Origin of the sequence: Pseudomonas sp. P7548, from assembly GCF_013386585.1 — a bacterium.
Lineage (GTDB): Bacteria > Pseudomonadota > Gammaproteobacteria > Pseudomonadales > Pseudomonadaceae > Aquipseudomonas.
This window is the reverse complement of record NZ_JACARO010000013.1, coordinates 172,300-190,949: the sequence shown is the minus strand read 5'-3', so window position 1 is coordinate 190,949 and position 18,650 is coordinate 172,300. Positions and strand designations below refer to the sequence as shown.

Annotated in this window: 9 protein-coding genes; 5 read left to right on the top strand and 4 right to left on the bottom strand. The window is 63.7% G+C overall.

Going from position 1 to position 18,650, the window contains the following annotated elements; translation table 11 throughout:
• Window positions 1-12,368 (bottom strand): non-ribosomal peptide synthetase (locus HX803_RS07050; protein ID WP_178919781.1); only part of this gene is annotated, 12,368 nt, incomplete at its 3' end.
• A 208-nt stretch (window positions 12,369-12,576) separates the two neighbouring features.
• Here HX803_RS07050 and HX803_RS07045 point away from each other — a divergent pair.
• Together HX803_RS07045 and HX803_RS07040 are read left to right on the top strand one after the other, a co-directional pair.
• Window positions 12,577-12,828 (top strand): type II toxin-antitoxin system HicA family toxin, encoded by a 252-nt coding sequence (locus HX803_RS07045; RefSeq protein WP_178919780.1) that lies wholly within the window; start codon window positions 12,577-12,579, stop codon window positions 12,826-12,828.
• On the top strand, window positions 12,825-13,190 hold the full coding sequence (locus tag HX803_RS07040; protein WP_178919779.1) for a type II toxin-antitoxin system HicB family antitoxin: 366 nt from the start codon (window positions 12,825-12,827) through the stop codon (window positions 13,188-13,190). The genes HX803_RS07045 and HX803_RS07040 overlap by 4 nt, the downstream gene beginning before the upstream one ends.
• Here the strand turns inward: HX803_RS07040 and HX803_RS07035 are convergent, their stop codons facing one another.
• The gene (locus tag HX803_RS07035) at window positions 13,191-14,363 is read right to left on the bottom strand and encodes an MFS transporter (protein WP_178919778.1); all 1,173 of its coding nucleotides are present in this window, start codon (window positions 14,361-14,363) and stop codon (window positions 13,191-13,193) included. It abuts the gene before it with no gap.
• Between the two features lie 142 nt (window positions 14,364-14,505).
• Between HX803_RS07035 and HX803_RS07030 the strand changes: the two genes are divergently transcribed.
• From HX803_RS07030 to HX803_RS07020, 3 genes are all read left to right on the top strand, one after another.
• A complete protein-coding gene (locus HX803_RS07030) occupies window positions 14,506-15,087 on the top strand; it encodes a TetR/AcrR family transcriptional regulator (RefSeq protein WP_178919777.1) in 582 nt (193 codons plus the stop codon).
• Window positions 15,088-15,154: 67 nt separating this feature from the next.
• A complete protein-coding gene (locus HX803_RS07025) occupies window positions 15,155-16,120 on the top strand; it encodes a GlxA family transcriptional regulator (RefSeq protein ID WP_178919776.1) in 966 nt (321 codons plus the stop codon).
• Window positions 16,121-16,185: 65 nt separating this feature from the next.
• Window positions 16,186-16,647 (top strand): DUF3225 domain-containing protein, encoded by a 462-nt coding sequence (locus HX803_RS07020; RefSeq protein WP_178919775.1) that lies wholly within the window; start codon window positions 16,186-16,188, stop codon window positions 16,645-16,647.
• Here HX803_RS07020 and HX803_RS07015 read toward each other — a convergent pair whose 3' ends face one another.
• Complete coding sequence (locus HX803_RS07015; protein WP_178919774.1) at window positions 16,648-18,003, bottom strand: MATE family efflux transporter; 1,356 nt, start codon at window positions 18,001-18,003, stop codon at window positions 16,648-16,650.
• Window positions 18,004-18,028: 25 nt separating this feature from the next.
• Window positions 18,029-18,601 carry a DUF2239 family protein gene (locus HX803_RS07010; protein ID WP_178919773.1) on the bottom strand — a complete coding sequence of 191 codons (573 nt, stop codon included), beginning with the start codon at window positions 18,599-18,601 and terminating at the stop codon, window positions 18,029-18,031.
• Window positions 18,602-18,650 lie beyond the last annotated feature (49 nt).

Below are 18,650 nucleotides of genomic sequence, written 5' to 3'. Positions count from 1 at the left end.
ACCCGCACTTCCGGGCCGACGCCCCGGGCGATCAGGGCATGGGCCAAACGGTTAGCCTGGCGGTCGAGTTGAGCGTAGCTCAGTGTTTGTGTATCGAACTTCACTGCCACCGCCTGCGGGTTTTCCCGGGCGCGGTCGGCGACCAACTCGTGCACCAGGCGCTGGGCCGAGAAGCCTGCATCAGTGCAGTTCCACAATTGCAGGATGTGCTGCTGCTCGTCCTGGTCCAGCAGGTTCAAGTGGCTGATGCTCTGCTGCTGATCGGTAACCATCGCCTGCAGCAGGTTCTGCCAATGCCCGGCCATGCGCTCGATGGTGGCGGGGGCAAACAGGTCGGTGGCGTAACTCAAGGAAGCGCGCAACGCCGTGCGGCTTTCCTCCACATCCAGCGCCAGGTCGAACTGGGCGACACCTTCATCCCAGCTCAAGACTTCCACATGCAGGTCGGTGAGGCGTTGCAGATGGCTGTCGGCAGACGTCATGCGGTGGTTGAACAGCACTTGGAACAGCGGGCTCAGGCTCAAGCTGCGCTCCGGTTGCAGGGCTTCCACCAGTTGCTCGAACGGCAGGTTCTGATGGGCCTGGGCATCCAGGGAACGCTGGCGCACCTGGTCGAGCAACTGCTGCACACTCATCTGCCCATGGATATCAGCCTTGAGCACCTGGGTATTGACGAAGAAACCAATCAGCCCTTCAGTCTCAAGGCGGTTGCGGTTGGCGATCGGTACGCCAACACGCACGTCTTCCTGACCACTGTAGCGGTGCAGCAATGCCTGGTAGGACGCCAGCAAGACCATCGGCAACGTCACGCCAGCGGCCTGCGCCAGGTTGCGCAAACCGGCCAGCAGTTCAGGTGCCAACTCGATGCCATGGCGTGCGCCGCGATGGCTTGGCAGCGCCGGGCGCAGGTGGTCGAACGGCAACTCCAGTACTGGTTGCTGCCCCCCTAGCTGCTCACGCCAGTAGGCCAGTTGACGGGCTTTCTCACCGGCTTCCATCCAGTTGCGCTGCCACACGGCATAGTCAGCGTACTGGATCGGCAACGCCGGCAGGTCGGGCGTTTCGCCTGTGCTGAAGGCGGCATACAGCTGCACCAGCTCTTCGACCATCAGTTGCATCGACCAGCCGTCCGAGACGATGTGGTGCTGCACCAGCACCAGCACATGCTCGTCTTCGGCCAGGCGCAGCAATTTGGCCCGCAGCAGCGGCCCACGCAGCAGGTCGAACGGGCGGGCCACCTCATCGGCCACCCGCGCCTTGAGGTCGGCGAACTCACAGTCGGCGCGCTCGACGTCAATCAGGCCCGAGTCTTCAATGACTTGTACGGTGCCCGCAGCCGTTTGGCGCAGGTGGGTGCGCAGGCTTTCATGGCGCGCCAGCAAGGTGTCGAAACTGCGTTGCAACGCCGCCAGGTCAAGCGCGCCTTGCAAGCGTAGCGCGCTGGGGATGTGGTACGCCGCGCTGTCGGGGTCCAGTTGCCAGAGGAACCATTGACGCTCCTGGGCATAGGACAGGGGCAACGGTTGCAGACGGTCGGCCTGGCATATCGCCGGCACCTGTGCGCCCTCCTCGCCCAGGGCCGCCACGAAATCGCCGAGCGCCGGGTGTTCGAACAGGGCCTTGAGGGCAACGTCCAGCGCAAGCGCCTGGCGTACCCGCGAGATCACCCGGGTGGCCAGCAATGAGTGACCGCCCAGTTCGAAGAAGTGGTCATCGAGCCCCACTTGCGGTACGTCCAGCACCTCGGCCCAGATCGCTGCGACCTGCTGCTCACGCAGGGTCACAGGCGCCACATAGCCTTTGAGCAACACGGTTGCATCCGCCTTGGGCAAGGCCTTGCGGTCGAGCTTGCCGTTGGGGGTCAGGGGCAAGCTGTCGAGGAAGACCCAGTGCGCCGGCACCATGTAGTCCGGCAGGCGCTCGCGCAAGGCGGCCTTGTACGCGTGCGGCTCCTCGGGGGTGGCGGTAACCAGATAGGCGATCAGATGATCGTTATCGGCCAGTACCACAGCCTCGCGCACGCCCGGCTGTTCACGCAGGCTGGCTTCGATTTCACCCAGTTCGATGCGGAAACCGCGCACCTTAACCTGATGGTCGACCCGACCGATGTACTCCACCACGCCGTCGGCGCGGTAACGGGCCAGATCGCCGGTGCGGTACAAGCGTTCGCCCGGCGCACCGAATGGGTTGGGCACAAAACGTTCGGCGGTGAGCGCCGGCCGTGCGTGGTAACCACGGGCCAGGCCGACACCGCCGATCAACAGCTCCCCCGCGGCGCCCTGCGGGCAGGGCGTGAGGCCGGCATTGAGGATAAACAACGACGTGTTGGCGATCGGCCGCCCGATAAAAGGCTGGGCCTCCAGCAAACGGTGCGCCGCCGACCAGATGGTGGTTTCGGTCGGCCCATAGAGGTTCCACACCGGGCCTTGCAGGTCGAGCAGGCGCTGGGCCAGATCGGCCGGCAGTGCCTCGCCGCCACACAGGCATTGGATACCGCGCAGCAACGACGCCCGTGGGCTGTCGAGCAACATGCGCCAAGTGGACGGTGTGGCTTGCAGCACACTGGCGGATTGAGCCTGGACCCGATCAAGAATGGCATCCGGGTCCAGCGCCATCGCCTGGCCGCTCAACAGCACGGTGGCGCCAACGCTCAGCGGTACGTAAAGCTCCAGGGCAAAGATGTCGAACGAGAAGGTGGTCAGTGACAACACCCGCGCCTCGGCGCCGATGTGCAGGGTCTGCGCCATGCCGTGGGTAAAGCTGCACAGTGCCTCGTGCCGCACCATCACGCCCTTGGGCTGGCCGGTGGAGCCGGAGGTGTAAATGACGTAGGCCAGGTGTTGCGGCGTGACCGCAACCTGCGGGTTGTGCGCGTCACCTTCGGCATCGTTGACCAGCAGCACCTGCAAGCCGTCGGGCTGGGCCAGCCGACCGATCAGGTGCGGCTGGGTCAACAGCACGCGGGCGCGGCTGTCGTCGAGCATGAAGGCCAGTCGCTCCGCCGGGAACTGCGGGTCCAGCGGCACATAGGCGCCACCGGCCTTGAGGGTCGCCAGCAACCCCACCACCATCTCCAACGAACGCTCGACGTGCACGGCCACCAGCACATCCGGCCCCACGCCCGCCGCGATCAAGCGATGGGCCAGGCGGTTGGCGCGCCTGTTGAGCTCGGCGTAGCTGAGGTGTTCACCCTCAAAATGCAGCGCGATCGCATCCGGGTGGGCAAGCGCTCGCGCTTCGAACAGTTCATGGACACAGCGTTCGCTCGGGAACTCCACAGGGCTGTCGTTCCAGTCGTGTACCACTTGTTGCCATTGCCCTGCACTGAGCATCGGCAATTCGTCCAGGGCCTGGGCGGCATCCTGAACCACGGCGCGCAACAGGTTTTGCCAATGCTCGGCCAGACGCTGCGCGGTCGCCGTCTCGAACAGGTCGGTGGCGTACGTCAGCGAAGCCCAGAGACCATCGGCCGACTCTTCGGTTTCCAGGTTCAGGTCGAACTGGGTGGTGTGACCGGCCCAATCCACCGGTTGCAGGTGCAGGCCGGGCAACGCCAGCGGGGCTGTGCGCAGGTTGTCCTGGTGGTTGAACATCACCTGGAACAACGGGTTGTGGCTCAGGCTGCGTTCCGGTTGCAGGGCCTCTACCAATTGTTCAAAGGGCAGGTCCTGATGGGCCTGGGCTTCCAGGGCTCGCTGCTTGATCTGGCCAAGCAACTGCTCGAAGGTCATTTGCCCGTGCACATCGGCTTGCAGCACCTGGGTGTTGACGAAGAAGCCGATCAGGCGTTCGGTTTCCAGACGGTTGCGGTTGGCAATCGGCACCCCCACACGGATCTCGGACTGGCCACTGTAGCGGTGCAGCACGGTCTGGAACGATGCCAGCAGCAGCACGAACAAGGTCACGTCCTGGCGTTGGGCCAGGGCCTTGAGACTGGCTACCAGCGTGGCGTCCAGGTGGATTTTGCGGCGGGCGCCACGCTGGCTTTGCACGGCCGGGCGCGGGTGGTCCAGCGGCAGTTCGAGCACGGCATGTTCGCTGCCCAGGCGCGCGCGCCAGTAATCGAGCTGGCGTTGCTTCTCTCCGGCCGCCATCCAGTCGCGTTGCCATTGTGCATAGTCGGCGTATTGGATCGGCAGCGCGGGCAGTTGAGCGCGGCCCTGATAGAGCGTCATCCACTCATCGACCATCACCTGCAGCGACCAGCCATCAGAGATGATGTGGTGCTGGGTGATGACCAGCACATGGTGGTCCGATTCGACCTCCAACAGCTTGACGCGCATCAGCGGGCCGCTGCGCAGGTCGAATGGGCGCAGGATTTCTTCTGACACGCTCTGTTCGATGGCCGAAGCCTCGACCTGTTGGTGCTCGATCAGCACCGGCAGGCTCGGGTGAATCACCTGCAGCGTCTGCTCGCCCTGCTCCACAAAGGTGGTGCGCAGGGGTTCGTGGCGCTGGATCAGGGCCTCAAGCGAATGCGCCAAGGCGGCGGTGTCCAGTGGGCCACGCACGTGCAAGGCGGTGGGCACATGGTAGGCCGCGCTGGCGGGGTCCAGTTGCCACAGGAACCATTGGCGCTCCTGGGCGAAGGACAGTGCCAGCGGCTGATCACGCTCCACGACCACCAATGGCGGTGCCGTGTCGGCTTGCAACCCTGCGCAGGCCGCGGCGAACGCCTGCAACGTCGGCTGTTCGAACAACGCACGCAGCGGCACTTCCAGCTTGAGCGTGTGGCGCACCCGGGAAACCACTTGGGTGGCCAACAACGAATGGCCGCCGCGCTCGAAGAAGTGATCTTCAAGCCCGACCCGCTCGACCTGCAACACCGCTTGCCAGATGGCCGCCAATTGCACTTGCAGCGGGCTCTGCGGCGCCACGTACGCCTGCGGGCCGACGTTCATGTCCGGCGCTGGCAGCGCACGACGGTCGAGCTTGCCGTTGTTGTTCAGCGGCAATGCGTCGAGCACCATCCAATGGGCCGGCACCATGTAATCCGGCAGGGACTGGCGCAAGGCCGCCGCCAGGACTTGAGCTTCCACCGCGCAGCCTGAGGTGGGCACCACGTACGCCACCAGTTGTGCGCCAGTGGCACTCGGTTGCGCGATGACCGCGGCTTCACGCACTTGGGACAAGGCTTGCAGGGCGGCTTCGATTTCGCCCATTTCGATGCGCAGACCACGGATCTTCACCTGATGGTCGATACGCCCGACGTACTCCAACGCCCCCACCTCGTTGTAACGGGCCAGGTCGCCGCTGCGGTAGAGCCGCGCACCGGGTACGCTGGAAAACGGGTCCGGCAGGAAGCGTTCGGCGGTCAACGCCGGGCGGTCGAAATAACTCTGGGCCAGGCCCGCTTCGGCGCCAATGCACAGCTCACCGACGCCGTCGGTGGCCAGCAGTTCGAAACCGCTGTCGAGCACATACAGTGAACGCCCGGCAATCGCGCGGCCAATCGGCACGCCGAAGGCATCGCTGGCATCAGCCAGTTGGCAATCGTGCACGCTGGACACCACGGTGGCCTCGGTCGGGCCGTAGGTATTGACCAGGCGAACCGCGCCCAGGCCCGCCGTGTGCCAGTTGCGCAGGCCTTCTACCGACATCGCTTCGCCGCCCACATGCACTTGGCGCAGATTGCCCAGGGAACGCGGCTCGGCCAGGCACTCTTGTGCCAACAGGTACCAGTACGCGGCGGGCAGGTCGGCCAGGGTCACGCCCTGCTCGACGATGACCCGGGCCAACTGGCCGGCGTCCCAAAGCTCATCGCCGCGCATGATCAGCGCGGCCCCCACGCACAGTGGCGGGTAGCATTGCTCGACGAAGCCGTCGAAGCTGAAGGTCGCAAATTGCAGCACGCGGTCTTCGGCACTCAAGCGGCTGTAGGCCTCGGCGCTGTCACAGAATTGACCGAGGGCGGCGTGGTCGATGGCCACGCCTTTGGGCTGGCCGGTGGAACCGGAGGTATAGATCACGTAGGCAAGATCGGCGGCGCTTGCGTGGCTGGACGGATCTGTCGCCGGGAAGCCGGTCAACTCGTCACCGAGCGCCGTGAATTCCACGCGTTCGAGCCCTTGCGGCAACACCAGATCGGCGAGCAGCCCGCTTTCGCTGAGTAGCAGGTCCAATCGGCTGTCCGCCAGCATGTAGGCCAGGCGTTCGTTGGGGTATTTAGGGTCCAGCGGCACATAGGCCGCACCGCTTTTGAGCACGGCCAACAGGCTGACGATCAACTGCGGGCCACGTCGCGACGCCAGGCCCACGCGCTGCCCGGGCCCAACACCGAGTGCTTGCAGACGATGGGCCAGGCGGTTGGCCCGTGCGTTCAGTTGGGCATAGCTCAAACGCGACTCGCCGCACTGCACGGCCAGCGCGTCGGGCGTGGCCTGGGCCTGGGCCGCAATACGCTGGTGCACGCGCTCGGGGCGCTGAGCCGCACCAGGCGCCTGGCTGAGGGCAAGGACTGCGCCTTGCGCATGATCGTCCAGCAGTTGCAGACGCCCGAGCGGAATCGAGGCATCGGCGACCAGTTGCGCCAACAGGTGTTGCAGGTTGGCACTCAAGCGCGCGACCTGCTGCGCGCTGAAGCGCGTGCAGTCGTAGCTGAATTCCAGACGCAGGCTGGTACCCAACTCAACGCCCAGGGTCAGCGGGTAGTTGGTGCGCTCATGGTTGTGCATCTGGCCGAAGGTCAGGCCAGCCGGCGCGCCTTGTTTCAGCGCTTCGGCGACCGGGAAGTTTTCAAACACCAGCAAGGTGTCGAACAGCACGCCGCCCTGCTGGCCGGCCCAGGCCTGGATGTTGTAGAGCGGCACATGCTCATGGTCACGCAGGCTGAGGTTCAGCGCTTGCAGTTCGCCCAGCCAGGTAGCGGCCGGCAATGCGGGTGAGGCGGCGCTGATGATCGGCAAGGTGTTGATGAACAGGCCCAGTTGCTCTTCGATACCCGGCAGCGGCGCCGAGCGCCCCGCCACGGTGGCACCGAAGGCCACGCAATCCTGGCCGGTGTAGCGTTGCAGCAAGAGGCTCCACGCGCCTTGCAGCACAGTGTTGAGCGTCACCTTGTGTTGACGGGCGAATTCACCGAGGGCCTGGGTGAACCCATCACCGAGCGACACGACAGAGTCCGCCACGCCCGCCCCGTTAGCGGGCGCACGTAAGGCATCGGCCAGCAACGTGGGCGCTTGCAGCGGTGCCAAGGCGGTCTTCCAGAACGCCTCGCCCGAACCCTGTTGCTGCAACCAGCCCAGGTAATCGCGGAATTGACCAACCGGCGCGGGCAACGCTTGGCCTGCATACAGCGCAATCACTTCACCGAGCAGTTGGGCGTTGCTCCAGCCATCCATCAGGATGTGGTGGCTGGTGAAGATCAGGTGCCAGGCCGAGCCCGCACCCCGTACCAGCATCAGGCGGAACAGCGGCGCGTTGCTCAGTTCGAAGCCACGCTCGCGCTCGGCCTGCGCCAGGGCGTCGAGATCGGCGCCCGCGTCTTCAATCACCTGCAACTGCACGTCGGCCTGGCGATGGATCACCTGATGGGCGCTGTCCAGGCCCAGCCAGTGGAAACTGCTGCGCAGGATGTCGTGGCGGTCCAGCACAGCCTGCCAGGCGCGACCGAAGGTCAGCAGGTCGAGGCCCTCGATATCGAGGCGCAGCTGGTTGATATAGGCCTGGGCTTCAGGCTGGTACAGGGTGTGGAACAGCATGCCCTGCTGCATCGGCGACAACGGGTAGAGATCGGCAATGGCCGGCCCGGCCACCGGCAGCGCGTCCAATTGCGGTTGGGTGATGCGTGCCAACGGGAAGTCCGACGGCGTCACCTGCCCTGCCGGCGTGGCGCAGCAATGTTCAATCAGCGCCTTGAGTTCTGCCCGGTAATCATCGGCCAGGCGCTGGATGGTCGTGGTGTGGAACATGTCGAGGCTGAAGCCCCATTGCAGTGCCAATTCACCGCCGTACACCTGCCCTTCTACGGTCAGCCAATTGGCCAGCGGCGCCTCGGCGTCCTGGGCCTGGCCGCTGCCTTGAGCGGCCGGCACGAACAGCGCCGAGTCATCGAACTGACGGTCGAACTGCCCCAGGTAGTTGAAGGTGATACGCGGAGCCGTCAGGCCCGCCAGGGCCTCACGGGCATCGGCGTTGCCCAGGTAGCGCAGCAGGCCATAGCCCAGCCCCTTGTCGGGGACCGCGCGCAGTTGCTCCTTGATCGATTTGATCGCGCTCGACAATTCGCCCTCGGCCTGCAAACGCACCGGGAACAGGCTGGTGAACCAGCCGACGGTACGGGTCAGGTCGACGTCGTCGAACAGGTCTTCACGGCCATGGCCTTCCAGCTGGATAAGCGCTGCCTCTTGGCCATTCCAACGGCTGATGACACGTGCCAGCGCCGTCAACAACAGGTCGTTGACCTGGGTGCGATAGGCGGCCGGCGCATCTTGCAGCAGTTGGCGGGTGTCTTCGGCGTTGAGGCGGATTTCGAGCTTGGTGCCCAGGCGATTCTGCAAGCCGCCTTGAGGGTTGTCGCATGGCAGATCGGCGTCGATGGACTGCGCCTGCCAGTAAGGCAGCTGGGCGTCGAGGGTCTGCGCATGGGCCTGCAACCGCTGCGCCCAGTGCTGGTAGGCGCTGGTCTTGGCCGGCAGTGCCACGTTGCGATACGCCTGTTGCAGGTCTTCCAGGAGGATGCGCCACGACACACCGTCGACCGCCAGGTGATGGACCACCAGCAACAGGCGCTGACCGCCATCGGCTTGGGTGACCAAGGCGGCACGCATCAGCGGGCCTTGCGCCAGATCCAGGCTGCGCTGGGCTTCATCGCACAAGGCGGCCAGCTCTACATCGTTGTGCGCATGCGACTGCCACAACCCGGACGCGGTGACCGGAGCCCCGTGGGTTTGCTGCCAGCCGTCAGACTGCTCCACAAAGCGCAAGCGTAGGGCGTCGTGATGGTTGATCAATTGGATCAGGGCCGCTTCCAGGCGCACAGGGTCGAGTGCCTCGCGCGGGGTCAGCAGCAACGACTGGTTCCAGTGATGCCGCGCCGGAATCGCCTCGCTGAAAAACGCCTGTTGCACCGGCGTGAGGATCACCTCACCGCAGACCGGGCCCTGGTCGATCACGATGGCCTGTTCGACACTCGCCACCCGCGCCAGGCTGCGCACGCTCTGGTACTGGAACAGGTCACGCGGGCTGAGGCGAATGCCCGCCTGACGGGCGCGGCTGACCACCTGGATCGAGATGATCGAGTCGCCGCCCAGCTCGAAAAAGTTGTCGTCCAGGCCGACTTGCCCAAGGCCAAGCACGTCCTGCCAAATCGCCGCCAAGGCGATTTGCAAGGGTTCTTGCGGCGCCTCATAAGCCTGTTGCGGCGCAGCATCCGGCACCGGCAGGGCCTTGCGATCGAGCTTGCCATTGGCGGTGACCGGCAGCTTGGCCAGGTACACCACATGGGTCGGCACCATGTATTCCGGCAGGCTGTCGAGCAGCCACGCCTTGAGGTCGGCAGGTTCTTCGTGTTCGAGTACCAGGTACGCGACCAACTGCTTGCCACCCTGCACCAGCACCACGGCTTCGCGCACGTGCGGGTGCTGCATCAGGCGTGTCTCGATTTCACCAAGCTCGATACGCAAGCCGCGCAGCTTGACCTGATGATCGAGGCGGCCCAGGTATTCGATCACCCCGTCGGCGCGCTGACGCACGCGGTCGCCGGTGCGGTACAGGCGCGCACCGTCGGCAAAGGGGCTGGGCACAAAACGCTCGGCGGTCAGCCCGGGGCGACGATGGTAGCTACGGGCAAGGCCGACGCCGCCCAGGTACAGCTCGCCGGACACACCAGCCGGCACCGGGTTGAGCTGAGCGTCGAGCACGTAGGTGGCGAGGTTGGCGATCGGGCGGCCGATGGGCACGCTGTCGGCACCTTCGTCGACGCAGGTCCAATGGGTCACGTCGATGGCGGCTTCGGTCGGGCCATACAGGTTGTACAGACTGGCACCCGGCAACTTGGCGAACACCTGCAGTTGCGCATCCAGCGCCAGGGCTTCGCCGCTACACACGATACGCTTGAGGCTCGTGCAGGCCTGCACGCCGGGCTCGTGGATAAACGCCTGGAGCATCGACGGCACGAAGTGCAAGGTGGTAATGCCGTAGCGGCCGATGGTCTCGATCAGGCGCGCCGGCTCACGGTGCTCACCGGGAGCGGCGACCACCAGGCGTGCGCCGGTCATCAGCGGCCAGAAGAACTCCCACACCGACACGTCAAAACTGAACGGCGTTTTTTGCAACACCGCGTCACTGGCATCCAGGTCATAGGCCTGTTGCATCCAGCACAGGCGGTTGACCAGCGCACGATGGCTGTTGCCGGCGCCCTTCGGCTTACCAGTGGAGCCGGAGGTGTAGATCACGTAGGCAAGGTTCAGCGCATGGAGGGCGACGGCGGGTGATGCATTGCTGTAACCGTCGAGCCACGACGCGGACTGATCCAGCACAATCACGTCAATCCCTGCGGTCGGCAGCAGCGCCAGCAGGCTTTGCTGGCTGAGCAGCAGCTGGATGCCGCTGTCTTCGATCATGTAGGCCAGGCGCTCCTGGGGGTACTCCGGGTCCAGCGGCACATAGGCACCACCGGCCTTGAGAATCGCCAGCAGGCCTACGACCATTTCCACGGAACGCTCGATGCAGATACCCACCAGCCCATCCGGGCCAACGCCCCGCTCGCGCAAGGCGTGGGCCAGTCGATTGGCGCGGGCGTCGAGCTGGGCATAGCTCAAAGTGGTGGCGCCAAATACCAGCGCCGGGGCGTGCGGCGTGCGTTGCGCCTGGGCCTCGATCAGTTGATGGATGCCCTGCTCGGTCGGGTAGGCCTCGGCGGTCTGGTTCCAGTCGTGGATCAGCAACTGCTGTTCGTCGGCAGCCACCATCGGCAATTCGCCGATGCGTTGCTCACCGTCGGCGACCATGGCGTGCAACAGGCGGGTCCAGTGCTCGGCCATGCGTGCGATGGTGGGCGCGTCGAACAGGTCATTGGCGTAGGTCAGCGCGGCGTGCAGCGTGCCGGACTTCTCAAAGGTGTCCAGGGTCAGGTCGAACTGGGTGGTTCGGCTTTGCCATTCCACCAGGGCCAATTCCAGGCCGGACGCGGTGCTCACCGAGCTGATGTCGGCCACCACCGGCTGATGGTTGTACATCACCTGGAACAGCGGCGTATGGCTGAGGCTGCGCTCAATCTTCAGCGCTTCCACCAAACGTTCGAACGGCAACTCCTGGTGGGCCTGGGCGCCCAGTGCATGCTCCTTGATGCCTTGCAGCAATTCGCTGACGCGGGTCTGCCCGGTCAACTCGGTGCGCAGCACCTGGGTGTTGACGAAAAAGCCGATCAGCCCTTCGACTTCACTGCGGTTGCGGTTGGCAATCGGCACGCCGACACGGATATCGCCTTGCCCGGTATAGCGATGCAGCAGCACGTTGAACGCGCCGAGCAGCAGCATGAACAAGGTGACGTTGTGTTTTTGCGCACAACTGCGCAGCTGCGCTGCCAGGCCCGGGTCGATGGCGAAGTTATGGCGGGTGCCCTGGTAGCTCGGCATGGCCGGGCGCGAACGGTCTGTGGGTAGCTCCAGGACCGGGTGCTCATCCCCCAGGCGCGCCTGCCAGTAGTCCAGTTGACGCGCCTGCTCCCCCGCTTCCAGCCAGCGCCGCTGCCACAGGGCGTAGTCGCTGTACTGGATCGGCAGCGCCGGCAATTGTGGCTGTTCGTTGCACTCGTGGGCGTCGTAGCAGCGGATGAACTCGTCGATCAGCACGTTCATCGACCAACCGTCGGAGACGATGTGGTGCAGGGTCAGCAGCAGCACGTGTTCTTGTTCGTCGAGTTTGAGCAACTGCACGCGCAGCAACGGGCCGTGCTCCAGGTCGAAGGGCAGCAGCGATTGACGGGTCGCGGCCTCAACGACAGCCTGCTCACGCTCGGCGGGCGCCAGCGTGCTCACATCCAGTTGCTCGATCGCCACGTTCGGCTCGATCGCCACCTGCAACAGGCGCTCATCGGCCTGGCGCTGGAACACCGTGCGCAGGGTTTCATGGCGTGCCACCAGGCTGTCGAACGCCTGCGCCATGGCGCCCAGGTTCAGCGCGCCCTTGAGCCGTACCGCGCCCGGCAGGTTGTAGGCACCGCTGGCCGGGTCCAATTGCCACAGAAACCACATGCGCTGCTGCGCGTAGGACAGCGCCTGGCGATCCTGTGCCTCCACCCCTGCCGGGATCGGGAACCGGGAAAAATCCACGCCCTCTTTCTGCAAGGCCTGCAGGAACAGTTGGCGTTTTTCCAGGGGCAACCCGATAAACCGGCGAGCAAGTTTCAAGGAGTCTTCAGCATTCATTTCTTGGAGTCCGGAGCAATAGGCAGGAAGCACAAAGGCACGTCGTCCCTATAAAACGAACCGGACAGCGAAAAATTAGCGGGGGATGGGAGGCGCGCAGCGGCGTGTCATCAAGGGTTACACCAATTTCGGCACGACAGATGAGCCGGGGCTAGCATTGACGTAAACCACTTTTTGCAACTACATTTAGTTACACGCAGGGAACGCCGTGTCCAAAAATGAAAAATTGCTCGCCAAACTGCTCAATCCGCAGACGGGATTTACCTGGCCGGAGCTGGTCACGCTGCTGTGCCGGCTGGGCTACACACAGATTCAAGGGGCTGGAAGCCGCGTCAAATTCGACAACGGCAACCCCAGTGCAATGATTACGCTGCACAGGCCCCACCCCGGCAACGAAGTGAAACACTACATTCGGCGCCAGATCATCGAACAATTGAAATCAGGAGAACTGATTCAGTGAACAACCAACTGAAACACCAAGGCTACATCGGCTCCATCGAAGCCAGCCTCGAAGACAACTGCCTGTTCGGCAAAGTGCTGTTCATCAAGGCACTGGTCAGCTACGAGGGCAAGACCGTCGCCGAACTGGACGCGGCCTTTCGCGAAGCGGTGGACGACTATCTCGCCACCTGCCAGACCCTCAGGCAAGCACCGGAGAAACCCTGCAAGGGCTCATTCAACGTGCGCGTCGGCCACGACCTGCATCTGGCGGCAGCCCTGGAGGCCACCCGCAAGAAAGTGACGCTGAACGATTTGACGCGCCAGGCGCTGAGCGAATTTCTACAACACCACCGCACGGATGCTTCCCCGGCGATTGGCTGATTATCCCAATCGCCGATAGCCCAGCAACGCTGACCCCAACACCACCGCGCCGGCCGCCAGCGCCACCCAGAACCCGCTGGGGGCGCCGAAGTGGTCGATCATCCACCCGGAGCTGGCAGCGCCGATGGCCACGCCGATGCTCAGGCCGGTGATCAGCCAGGTCATGCCTTCGGTGAGGCGGCTCGGCGGCACCACCCGCTCCACCAACGCCATGGACACGATCAGGGTCGGGGCAAAGAACAGCCCGGAGATAAACACCGCCACGGCCAGCCCGGGAATATTGGTCACCAGCAGCAAGGGCAAGGTGGTCAACGCCGTGGCTACGCCGCACAACAGGAACTGACGTGGCAACGGTGCCTTGAGCTTGAGCATGCCAAAGGCCAGCCCGGCCAGGCAGGAACCGATGGCGTACACCGACAACACGATGCTGGCCGCCGCAGGCTGACCCTGATGTTGGGCAAACGCCACGCTGACCACATCCACCACGCCGACGATCACACCCATGGCCAGCAGCAGGATCATCAGGATCAGCACCGAAGGCGAAGCGATCAGCCAACCGCCATGGTGCTCATGGTGTTCGTGTACCGCAGGCTCGGTTTCGCGTTGCAGCACAAAGGTGGTGACCCCGACCGCCAGCAGCAGCGCCGCTACCAGCGGCCCGGCTTCGGGGAACAGCACCACGCTCAGGCCCACCGAGATCGGCGGGCCGATGATGAAGCACACCTCATCGAGCACCGATTCCAGGGCAAAGGCGGTCTGCAATTTGGGTTGGCCGCGGTACAACTCGGTCCAGCGTGCCCGCACCATGGCGGACATATTGGGCATGCAACCGGCCAGGGCGGCGAACACGAACAGGGTCCAGTTGGGCGCCTGCAATCGGGTGCACAGCAGTAACATCAACAACGCTCCGCCGCCGATCAGTGCCGCGATCGGTAGCACCCGGCCCTGGCTGTAGCGATCCACCAGCCGCGACACCTGCGGCGCACAAAACGCCGTGGCCAGGGCAAATACGGCCGCCACCGACCCCGCCAGGCCATAGCCGCCATGCACCTGCGACAGCATGGTGATCAGGCCGATACCGGTCATGGACACCGGCATGCGCGCCAGCATGCCGGCCAACACAAATGCACGCGCGCCGGGCACCTGGAATAACTCGGCGTAGGGGTTTGCCATCCTGCTGAACCTCATTCTCAGTGCCTTGCAGCTTGCTATCTGAAGCGCCCAAGGCAAAATACATACGGTGCGTATGTGACAAATCATGATTAACATACGTAACGTATGTCAATCTATTACTGACCCTCAGCGAGACTTAACCATGAGCCGAGCCCGAGCCGAAATGATCGAGGACACCCGCGCCCGGCTGATCGCCAGCGCCCGCCAAGCCTTTGCCAGCCAGGGCTATGCCAATACATCGATGGACGACTTTACCGCGCGCGCCGGGCTGACACGGGGTGCGTTGTACCATCACTTTGGTGACAAGAAGGGCTTGCTGGCGGCGGTGGTGGCCCAACTCGACGGTGAGATGGATGCGCACTTGCAATGCATTACCGATCAGGCAAGCGACCCATGGGACGGGTTCCGCGAACGTTGCCGTACTTACCTGCGTATGGCACAAGATACCGAAATACAACGGATTGTTTTCCAGGATGCGCCTGCGGTTCTGGGCGTCACCGAATCAAGCCACTCGCAACACTGCGTGGAGTCCCTGGCCGCCTTACTGGAGAGCCTGATGAGCGCGCACATTATCGTACCGGCCGCCAGCCAGGCGTTGGCGCGCCTGATCAATGGCAGCCTGGTGAGCACCGCCTTGTGGATTGCCGCAGACGAACACCCCAACCTGCGACTGGAAGAAGGCCTGCAAGGGCTGGAGCTGCTCTTGCGAGGGCTGAAACAATAACCGGAAGCACATCCATGCAACGCGTGCACACTTAGACTGCCCGCCTGCCCTTTTCCCGGAGCTCATCATGCAGCGCATCGGTTTCATTACCTTTCCCGGTTTCGGCGTCATGAGCTTCGCCGCGTTGTCTGTCTTTGAGAGTGCCAACAGCGCCGTGGGCAAGGCTCATTACGATGTCAGGCTGCTCTCCGAAAATGGCGGGCCGGTACGCAGCTCCCTGGGTGTAGTGGTGCACACCGAAGGCTTCGATGACACCGCGTTCGACACGGTGATCATCGGCGGCGGCAGTGATCGCGAATTTACCGCGCCACTGCTGGCTTATCTGCGACACGCCGCCGTGCACAGTCGCCGCCTCGCGGCCACCTGCTCCGGTACTTTCTTTCTGGCGCAGGCGGGGTTGCTCGACGGTATGCGGGCGACCACCCACTGGTTTTTTGCCGGCGAATTTCGCGCGCGTTATCCAGAGGTCCAACTGGAAGAAGAGCGATTGTTTGTGATCGACGGATCCATCTGGACCAGTGCGGGCATGACCGCAGGCATTGATCAGGCACTGGCCATGGTTGAAACCGACCTGGGGCCGGAAGTCGCCCGCGCCGTGTCGAAAACCTTCGTTCTTCAGAGCCGCCGCGTCGCAGGCCAGCCGCAACGCTCGGTGCTGCTGGACATGGAGCAGAAGACCGATCGTATTCAGGCCGCCATGACGTATATGCGCAATAACCTGCATCGCGCGCTGCCGTTGAGCGAGCTGGCAGATGCCGCACACCTGAGCCTGCGCCAGTTCAGCCGGGCGTTTCATGCACAAACCGGGCTTTCACCGGCCAAGGCTGTGGAAAAGCTTCGGATCGAAGCGGCCGTGGTGTTGATCCAGGATGGGCGTCACTCCCTCGACAACATCGCCCGCCAAACCGGGTTTGGTGACAGCGAACGCATGCGTCGGGCGTTCGTTCGCCAATTCGGCGAGCCACCGCGGGTGATTCGGCGCACGGCTAGAAACCCCGCCGAGGCAAGCGCAATGTCCCGAAACGAGGGTTAAATGGCCTTTGTCGGCATGTGAGCTGGCCTAAGCTTGACCTCAGCGACCATCCCTGAGGAATCCTTATGAAACGCTGTGCACTGGCCTTCGGCACCCTGTTTTCACTCTTCACCCTCACCTCCGCATTCGCGACCCCGCAAGAGGACGAAACCCGCGCGTTCTTTACTCGATTTGTCGAGGCTCAGAATGCCCATGACCTCAAGCAGATCAAGGCCATGCTGTGGGATTCACCAAAAATGCTCTGGTTTGCCCGTGGTGAAGCCAGTTGGGGGCCGGATGCCGTCGTCAGCAAACTCAAGGAATACTACAAGGGCACCTGGCAACTACAGCCGAACATGAGCCACTTTAGTGTAGTGATGGTGAACGACGAGGTTGCCCAACTGATGGTGCCGGTCGCCTTTACCCGAGGGCACCCAGGCGAGCCCGCGCAGGTGGACACTTTCCTGATCAGCCAGACGTTATTGAAAGGCAAGGACGGCTGGCATGTCGCAAGCATCCTGCCGGTCGCCGATACCCATTTCAAATAATCACACCAACCGCTTGATCTGCTTGTGCCGCCACACCAACCGGTAATACGCGGTCTGCAACACCAGCATCGCCAGGTAGGTCACCGGAAACGCCATCCACACCCCTTCCAGGCCAAAGTGCGCGTTGAACAGGTAAGCCATCGGCAACTCGACGCACAGCACACAGAAGATCGAGATGGCCACCGGCATCAGCACCACGCCGCTGGCGCGCATGATCCCGCCGACCACCGCCTGGAAACCGAACACCAGGATGCTCCACAACATGATGTGCAACAGGTGCTCGGCATTGCTGCGCGCCGTGTCGTCGGTGATGAACAGGCCCAGCAACCAGTGCGACAGCAGGTAACCGAGCACGATCAGGCCACCGGTCAGGCAAGTGTTGATCATCAGCCCTGTGCGCAGGATCGGCCCGATGCGTTCCAGGCGCCCGGCACCGATGGCCTGGGCGCCGAGAATCGAGGCGGTGATGGCAATCGACAGCGCCGGGAACTGCACGTAGTTGACGATCTGCGTCACTGCGCCATAGGCCGCCGTGGCTTGGGAGCCGTGCCCGTTGACCAGGGCGAGGATGACCAGTTCCGACAGCGACAGCACCACCATCTGCAAGCCGGTGGGCAAGCCGATACGCAGGACCTTGCCGAGGATCACCCGGTCCAGGCGCAAGGCGGCGAGCAATTCGCGGTCCGGCGCCATCACGTGGTTCTTATGGCGCAGGCGCAGGATCAAAAACAGCATTGCCAAGGCGTTCCCCACCAGCCCCGCGTACACCGCACTCTGGATGCCCATGGGTGGCAGGCCGATCCAGCCGCGAATCAGTGCCGGGGTCAGCAGCAGGCCAGCCAGCGTGGACACCATCAGCGCCAGCAACGGCGAAATCGTGTCGCTCACGCCGCGCAACAGCTGGGTGTAGAGGATGAACACCAGCAGCAGCGGCATGATCAACATCATCATCTGCGCATAGCCGACCGCATCGTCCAGCACATCGACCGGCGTGCCCAAGGCTTGTAATGCCGGGCGCGCGAACAGGCTGCCGAGCACCGCCGCGATCAGCCCCACCAGCGCGCCCAGGGTCAGGGTGGCGCCGGTGATGACCTTGACCATCGCGGTCTCCTGGGCGCCCCACGCTTGGCCGATCAGCACCGACGCGCCCGCCCCCAGGCCAATCACCAGGGCGATAAAGAAAAACACGATGGGAAACATCCCCGACACCGCCGCCAGTGCCTGGGTGCCGAGCATTTGCCCGACGTAAATGCCGTTGAGCGTGCCGGAAAAACTTTGCAGGAAGTTGGATAGCACCATCGGTGCCAGAAAGATCAGGTAGATCTGCCACAACGGCCTTTGCTGGGTGACTTCCATGAAGATTCAGGTCCGTGAATTATTGTTAGACGGGAAAAGCATTGCGCGACAGCCACGCCAGGTACGTCTGCACGTCCGCCGGCCACTGCGCGATCTTGTGGGAAAAGTCTGCGGCGTCGTGGGCAAACAGTGCGCGGGAAGCCTCCTCGAAGCCTGGCAAGTCACCGCCGATGGCACTCATGAAACGATAGCTGGCTTCCTTGGCCTGGCGTATCTGATCACGGGAAGCACTGGCGGTGCGAGCGTCATCTACCAAGCGACGCAACGCCGCCGACGCGCCACCACGTTGCTGGCCCAGCCATTCCCAATGGCGCGGCAGCAGGGTGACTTCCCGCGCCACCACCCCCAGTTTCGGGCGACCCACCGATGGCGCTGCCGGAGGCTCGTCATCCGCCTCGGCCGATGCCGGTTGCGTGGGTGCATACCCCGCTGGCCAGGGGTAATCCACCTGGCTGCCGGTGGCGTCATCAAACACCAGAAAGCTGCCAGGCGCCAAGGCGGATTGGGCAAGGTTGTGAGCAACGTCGGCATAGGTGCCCGCCGCCACGCGCTGGTGATGGACAAAGGCGGTGCAGAGCGAAAGGTTGTGCGTAGGCATGATTTATTACCCGGGTGTTATTTGTTTTACCCGGGTTATATTAGCCAAA